This window comes from Stenotrophomonas sp. Sm2128 (genome assembly GCF_030985535.1).
GTDB lineage: Bacteria > Pseudomonadota > Gammaproteobacteria > Xanthomonadales > Xanthomonadaceae > Stenotrophomonas > Stenotrophomonas maltophilia.
In genome coordinates, this window is the sequence record NZ_JAPTFQ010000062.1 from 23,387 (window position 1) to 29,887 (window position 6,501).

General features: G+C 68.3%; 6 protein-coding genes. 3 read left to right on the top strand and 3 right to left on the bottom strand.

Annotated elements, in window-relative coordinates; all coding sequences use genetic code 11:
- The first annotated feature begins 110 nt into the window (after positions 1–110).
- On the top strand, positions 111–1,952 hold the full coding sequence (btuB, locus tag O0K41_RS16225; protein WP_164223045.1) for a TonB-dependent vitamin B12 receptor: 1,842 nt from the start codon (positions 111–113) through the stop codon (positions 1,950–1,952).
- 100 nt (positions 1,953–2,052) lie between these two features.
- Here btuB and gph read toward each other — a convergent pair whose 3' ends face one another.
- The 3 genes from gph to O0K41_RS16240 all read right to left on the bottom strand — a co-directional run bounded on the left by gph (position 2,053) and on the right by O0K41_RS16240 (position 4,492).
- Complete coding sequence (gene gph, locus O0K41_RS16230; RefSeq protein WP_049448884.1) at positions 2,053–2,709, bottom strand: phosphoglycolate phosphatase; 657 nt, start codon at positions 2,707–2,709, stop codon at positions 2,053–2,055.
- A 65-nt stretch (positions 2,710–2,774) separates the two neighbouring features.
- Positions 2,775–3,566 carry a class I SAM-dependent methyltransferase gene (locus tag O0K41_RS16235; RefSeq protein WP_024957093.1) on the bottom strand — a complete coding sequence of 264 codons (792 nt, stop codon included), beginning with the start codon at positions 3,564–3,566 and terminating at the stop codon, positions 2,775–2,777.
- On the bottom strand, positions 3,563–4,492 hold the full coding sequence (locus O0K41_RS16240) for a LysR family transcriptional regulator (RefSeq protein WP_005407934.1): 930 nt from the start codon (positions 4,490–4,492) through the stop codon (positions 3,563–3,565). The genes O0K41_RS16235 and O0K41_RS16240 overlap by 4 nt, the downstream gene beginning before the upstream one ends.
- A 108-nt stretch (positions 4,493–4,600) precedes the next feature.
- Here O0K41_RS16240 and O0K41_RS16245 point away from each other — a divergent pair, with 108 nt between their 5' ends.
- Both O0K41_RS16245 and O0K41_RS16250 read left to right on the top strand, forming a co-directional pair.
- A complete protein-coding gene (locus tag O0K41_RS16245; RefSeq protein ID WP_049448882.1) occupies positions 4,601–5,239 on the top strand; it encodes an NAD(P)H-binding protein in 639 nt (212 codons plus the stop codon).
- A 138-nt stretch (positions 5,240–5,377) separates the two neighbouring features.
- A complete protein-coding gene (locus O0K41_RS16250) occupies positions 5,378–6,289 on the top strand; it encodes an MBL fold metallo-hydrolase (protein ID WP_049448880.1) in 912 nt (303 codons plus the stop codon).
- Positions 6,290–6,501: the final 212 nt, after the last annotated feature.

Here is a 6,501-nt window from a genome sequence, read left to right on the forward strand (position 1 = left end):
GGTGGGCATGGCGCTGGATGACCGTGGCGTGCGCTGCGGCATCGGCGCACGCCTGCCTTCGCGGCTCCTCCCCTTCGCCACGCGGGCGTGCGTGGCACCCGGAGTCCCCCATGAAGCTGCAGTCCCGAATGCTGTCCCTGGCCGTGCTGGCCGCCCTGCCCGCGCTGGCCCAGGCCGCCAATGACACCACCGCGCTCGACCAGATCCTGGTCACTGCCACCCGCACCCCGATCGCCCTGCAGGACAGCATCGCGCCGGCGCAGGTGATCGACCGCGCGCAGATCGAATCCAGCCAGGCCACGTCGCTGCAGGAGCTGCTGCGCGGCCGCGCCGGCATCAACCTGACCAATGCCGGCGGGCTCGGCAAGCAGAGCTCGCTGTTCCTGCGCGGCACCAATTCCGGCCACACCGTGGTGCTGGTCGATGGTGTGCGCATCAACAGCGCCGACCTCGGCCTGGCCATGTACCAGGACCTGCCGCTGGCGCAGATCGAGCGCGTCGAAATCGTGCGCGGCCCGCAGTCGAGCCTGTACGGCGCCGACGCCATCGGTGGCGTGATCCAGATCTTCACCCGCCGCAACCAGGGCGATTTCGCCCCGCACTTCCAGCTTGGCGGTGGCAGCAACGGCCTGCGTGAAGCCAGCGGTGGCATTGGCGGCGGTACCGAACGCGGCTGGTTCGGTGCGGATATCGCCTACCAGCATTCCGATGGCATCGATGCCTGCCGCGGCTCGGCCACGCTGTTCACCGGCTGCTTCGCCGACGAGCCCGACCGCGACGGCTACCGCAACCTGTCCAAGAGCCTGCGCGGTGGCTACACCTTCAACGACCAGTGGAACGTGGAAGGCAGCGCCCTGCGCGCCGACGGCAGGAACCATTACGACGGTTACTACAACTATTCGGAAGCCCGCCAGCAGGTGCTGGCCGGCAAGGTGCGCTACACCCCGTCCGAGCGCCTGGCATTCACCGCCAACGTCGGCCGCAGTGACAACGAGTCGGACAACTTCGGCGACTTCGGTGCACGTGGCAGCGCACAGACCCACCGCGACAGCGCCTCCCTGCAGGGCGATTTCGGCGTGGCCGAGGGCCAGCTGCTGAGCGCAGGCGTGGACTGGAGCGAAGACAACCTGGATGGCAGCAGCGCGGGTTACCTGGTCGACAGCCGCCGCAACACCGGCGTGTTCGTGCAGTACCAGGGCCGCTTCGGCCGCCACCAGTTGCAGGCCAGCGCACGCAACGACGACAACCAGCAGTTCGGCAACCACGCCACCGGCAGCGTTGGCTGGGCGATGGAGCTGGGCCACGGCCTGCGCCTCAACGCCAGCTATGGCACGGCGTTCAAGGCACCGACCTTCAGCGATCTGTACGACCCGTGGAGCGGCGTGCCTACGTTGAACCCGGAGAAATCCAAGAGTGCCAACCTGGGCGTTTCGCAGCAGGGCCAGGGCTGGCACTGGGGCCTGGATGTGTATGAAACCCGCATCGATGATCTGATCACCTACGATGCGGCGACCTTCAAGATGCAGCAGGTGGAGAAGGCCCGCATCCGCGGTGCCGAACTGACCGGCGGCGTGCTGCTGGCCGGCTTCGACATCAACGCGCAGCTGAGCTACACCGACCCGCGCAACCGCACCGGCGGCAGCACCCAGTTCGACAACTGGCTGCCACGCCGCGCGCAGCAGACCGCGCGCCTGGACATCGACCGTCGCTTCGGCGATTTCCGCGCAGGCCTGACCGTGCAGGGTGCCGGCAAGCGCTACGACGATGCCGCCAACACGGTGAAGGTGGGAGGCTACGGCACGCTGGACCTGCGCGCTGAGTACGCACTGACGCCATCGTGGTCGCTGCTGGCACGTGCCGCCAACGTCTTCGACCGTCGCTACGAAACGGTGGCATGGTTCAACCAGCCCGGCCGCGAGTACCAGTTGAGCGTGCGTTACCAGCCGAAGTGAGCGCAACGTTCATGGTAGTGCCGGCCACTGGCCGGCAACATCATGACCTTCGGCAACGCATTCCGGGTTGCCGGCCAGCGGCCGGCACTACCCCTCTGCTTCAGCCCCGCAACCCCGGCAGTTCACGCAGGTCGTCGATCACCGCCACCGCATGCGCGGTGGCCAGGTCCAGGCCGCGCGGATAGCCGTAGCGCACCAGCGCGATCGGCATGCCGGCCTCTTCGGCGGCGCGGTAGTCGGTCAACGAATCACCCACCATCAGGCAGGACTCCACCGGCAGCCCGAAGTGCGCGGCGATGTGCCGCAGTGGCTCGCCACTGGGCTTGCGCTGCGGCAGCGAATCCCCCCCCAGTACCAGCGCGAATGCATCACCGATACCCAGGTGCTGCAGCAGCGGCGGCACCAGTGCTTCGGGCTTGTTGGTGCAGATCGCCAGCGGCACGTTGCGCGCACGCAGTTGCGCCAGCGCTTCGCCCACGCCGTCGAACAGGCGCGGGCTACGCAGCAGGCACTCACGGTAGTGCACCATGAACACCGGCATCACCTCGGCCAGGTCCACCTCGCTGCCTGCGGCCTGCACCGCCTGTTCGACCAGACGACGCACGCCGTCGCCGATCCAGCCCAGAACCGTGGCTTCCGGCACGCGCGCCAGGCCGATGTCTTCCAGCGTGCGGTTCAGTGCTTCGGCAATATCGGCAGCGCTGTCGACCAGCGTGCCATCGAGGTCGAACACGACCAGCGGATAGGGATACGACAAGGGAACGGCACCTGTGCGACGTGGGACCGTCCATTGTACGCCGCTGGTTTTTGCACCGATCCGCCTCAGCCGATCCGGCGCGCGCGGGTAGCCAGGAACGTGGGCAGGTAACGGTCGATCAGGAAGCGCGGCTGCGGCTGCCAGTCTTCCATGAAGCGATCGATCACGAAGCCGGCATCCAGCTGTCCACCGATCAGTTCTGTCAGGCTGTGGCCGAAGGTCAGCGCATCGCCCCGCGCCAGCTTCGCCTCGCGCTCGGCCGGTGGCAGGTCTTCCAGGTCCGAATAGGGAATGGCGTACTGCGGCCGGATCAGGCCCTGTGCATCAAGCTGCGGATCGCGCGCGCCGACGAACAGCACCGGGTTGTAGAAGCTGGCCATCAGCATGCCATCGCGCGCCAGCACGCGGCGGCATTCGGTCCACACCGGGCGCACGTCGGGCACATACAGGTTGGAGATCGGGTGGAACACCACATCGAAGCTGTCGTTGGCGAAAGCGTGCAGGTCGCGCATGTCGCCCTGCACCGTGCGCAGCCGCAGGCCGTCGCGCGCCGCCACGCTGCGGTCCTGTTCCAGCTGCCCATCGGACAGATCGAACACAGTGACGTCGGCCCCGGCCGCCGCCAGCACCGGTGCCTGCTGGCCACCGCCCGAGGCCAGGCACAGGACCCGGCGGCCGCGCACATCACCCAGCCAGTCCAGCGGCAGGGCGCGGGGCGTCAGGTGCACCTGCCAACGTCCTTCGCGCGCGGCGGCAACGGTTGAACTTTCCACCGGGCGCGACCATTCGCGCACTTCGCTGGCCTGGCGGTCCCAGGCAGCACGGTTGTGGTCGATCAAGGCCTGTCCGTGGTTCATGTGTTCTCCTTGCCCGGTGGGCGCCAATCCAGATCCTGGAAGGCCGGGCTGGCGAAACACTCGGCCAGGAAGTCCAGGAATCGCCGCATGATAGCGGGCTGCTGGCGCCGTGATGCGTACACGGCATGAATGCCGAGTTCGTCCAGACTGAACTCGGGCAACAACTCGATCAGCTCGCCACTGCGCAGCAGTGGCGCCACCTGGTAGGTCGGCAGCATCGCGATGCCGGCGCCCGCACGCACCGCTTCCAGCAACAGCGACGCTTCGTTGGCGCTGATGTTGCCGCCCACCGCCACCGACAGCGAACGGCCATCGCGGTGCAGCTGCCACAGGCTCTTGCCCACGTAGTGATGGGTCAGGCAGTTGTGCCCGGCCAGGTGTTCCGGGGCGGTAGGCGTACCGCGCGCCTGCAGGTACGACGGCGTCGCGCACAGCACCGAGCGGCAGGTGGCCAGCCGTCGTGCGATCAGGCTGGGATCGATCTGGCGGGCGATGCGCACGGCAAGGTCCACCCGCTCTTCCACCAGGTTCACCATGCGGTCGACCAGCAGCAGCTCGATGCGTGCCGCCGGATGGCGCGCAACAAAGCCGGCCACCGCCCGCGCCAGGTGGCTCTGCCCGAACGACACGCTGGCAGTCACCCGCAGCGTGCCATGCGGCTCCGGATCATCGCTGGCCAGCTCACCCTGCAGTTCCTCGCCGATGGCCAGCATCTGCCGGAAGCGCGCCAGCGCCGCCTCGCCGGGGCCGGTCAGGCTGACCCGGCGCGTGGTCCGGTGCAGCAGGCGCGCGCCCAGCCAAGCCTCGACCTCGGCCAGGTAGCGGCTGACCATCGCCCGCGACATGTCCAGCACCTCGGCGGCGGCGGTGAGGCTGCCGCGCTCGGCCACCTCGACGAATACGGTCATGGCGGTCAGTCGGTCCATATGCTCGATCCATGCAACAAACAAGCGCGTTATACGCTGTTTTTCGAGCGACTGCAGCGGCCTAGAGTGGCCCCATTCCCACCCCACACCGCCCCACGGAGTCCTGCCATGAAGATCGCCCTCGTTGGTTCCACCGGCAACATCGGCCGCCAGATCGCCCGCCACGCGCTGGCCCACGGCCACGAACTCACTGTCATCGTGCGCAACGCGCAGGATCTTCCGGCCGAACTGGACGGCGCCCATCCGGTAGTCGCCCCGCTGGATGACCAGGACGCGCTGGTCGCCGCCATCGCCGGCCACGACGTGCTGGCCAGCGCCTACGGCCCGCGCCCGGGCGATGACATCGGCCGCGTCGGCGACGTGGCTGCACAGCTGGCCGCCGCCGTGCGCAAGGCCGGTGTACCGCGCCTGGTGGTGGTCGGTGGCGCCGGCAGCCTGGAAGTCGCGCCCGGCGTGCAGCTGGTCGATACCCCCACCTTCCCGGAGGCCTACAAGCCGTACGCGCTGGCCCATCGTGAAGCCTTCAATCGACTGCAGGCGGCGGACGATCTGGACTGGACCTTCTTCTCGCCGGCGGCCGAAATCGGCCCGGGTGAAGAGCGCGGCCAGTACCGCGTGCAGCCCAAGGCCTTCCTGGCCGACGCCAGCGGCCACAGCCGCATCAGCTATGCCGACTACGGCGCCGCGTTCGTCGCCGAGCTGGAAGCGCACCAGTACCCGAAGCAGATCATCACCGCGGCGTACTGATCGACGCGCGTGCCCTGTAGAGCCGAAGGCAACGGCAGGAGCCGTTGCCAACGTCGCTTGCGACGGCCCGCAGGGGCCCGGGCAAGGACGCCCGGCATAGCCCACGTTCGGCTCCCCATTCGACACAAGGAATTTCCCATGCGCACCGCTGCCCTGCTGCTTCCCCTCGCCCTGGCCGCCAGCTTCACCAGTGCGCCGCTGCTGGCCGCACCGGCCACCGCGGCGCCCGCGGCAGCGACAAAATCCCAGCTGCACCTGCAGACCTTCCATCCCGGTCCGCAGGCGATGTTCTCGGTGTCCTCGGTGCTGATCGAAGGCCGCCGCGATGCGATCCTGGTCAACGCGCAGTTCGGCGCCAGCGATGCGCGCAAGCTGGTCGAGCTGATCCGCGCCAGCGGCAAGCAGCTGACAACGATCTACATCAGCCACGGTGATCCGGACTACTACTTCGGCCTGGCAACCCTGCAGGACGCGTTCCCGCAGGCACGCATCGTTGCCACTGCGCAGACCGTTGCCCACATCCAGCAGACCCAGGCCGGCAAGCTGGCCTACTGGGGGCCGAAGATGGGTGCCGACGTGCCGTCGCGCATCGTGGTGCCGCAGGTGCTGGATGGCGATGCCCTGCAGCTGGAAGGCCAGCGCCTGCCGCTGATCGGCCTGGATGGCCCGACCCCGGACCGCACGGTGCTGTGGGTGCCGTCGCTGCGCGCGATCGTCGGCGGCATTCCGGTGGTGGCCGGTGAACACGTGTGGATGGCCGACACGCAGACGCCGAAGTCGCATGCCGACTGGCTGCAGACCCTGCAGCGGTTGCAGGCGCTGAAGCCGAAGGTGGTGGTGCCGGGGCATTACGCGCCGGGTGCCGCACTGGATGCCAGTGCGCTGGTGTTCACGGCGGACTACATCCGCGCGTTCGATGCCGAGACAGCCAAGGCCAAGGACAGTGCGGCGCTGGTGAAGGCGATGCAGGCGCGCTATCCGAAGCTGGCGGGCGTGGCGTCGCTGGAGCTGAGTGCGAAGGTGGCCAAGGGCGAGATGCACTGGCCGTGAGGTAGGGAGTTTTCTTTTTGCAGGGCTGCGCCCTGCACCCGCAGAGGCAACAGCAACAGCTGGCTATCCGTGGGATGGCGGGGTGGGTCCGGTTGCGGGGGACGCTGCAAGTACGTCCATGTAAGCTCGATCGCGGCTTGCTCGTGTGCGCTGTCCTGCGCACACGGCAAGACCGGGGTTGGGCGTCCTGCCCAACCCGCCCGAGGCATGCC

Coding starts and splice junctions, on each gene's coding strand:
- btuB (WP_164223045.1), top strand. CDS start 111: ATGAAGCTGCAGTCCCGAATGCTGTCCCTGGCCGTGCTGGCCGCCCTG.
- O0K41_RS16235 (WP_024957093.1), bottom strand. CDS start 3,566: ATGAACCACGGACAGGCCTTGATCGACCACAACCGTGCTGCCTGGGAC.
- O0K41_RS16240 (WP_005407934.1), bottom strand. CDS start 4,492: ATGGACCGACTGACCGCCATGACCGTATTCGTCGAGGTGGCCGAGCGC.
- O0K41_RS16245 (WP_049448882.1), top strand. CDS start 4,601: ATGAAGATCGCCCTCGTTGGTTCCACCGGCAACATCGGCCGCCAGATC.
- O0K41_RS16250 (WP_049448880.1), top strand. CDS start 5,378: ATGCGCACCGCTGCCCTGCTGCTTCCCCTCGCCCTGGCCGCCAGCTTC.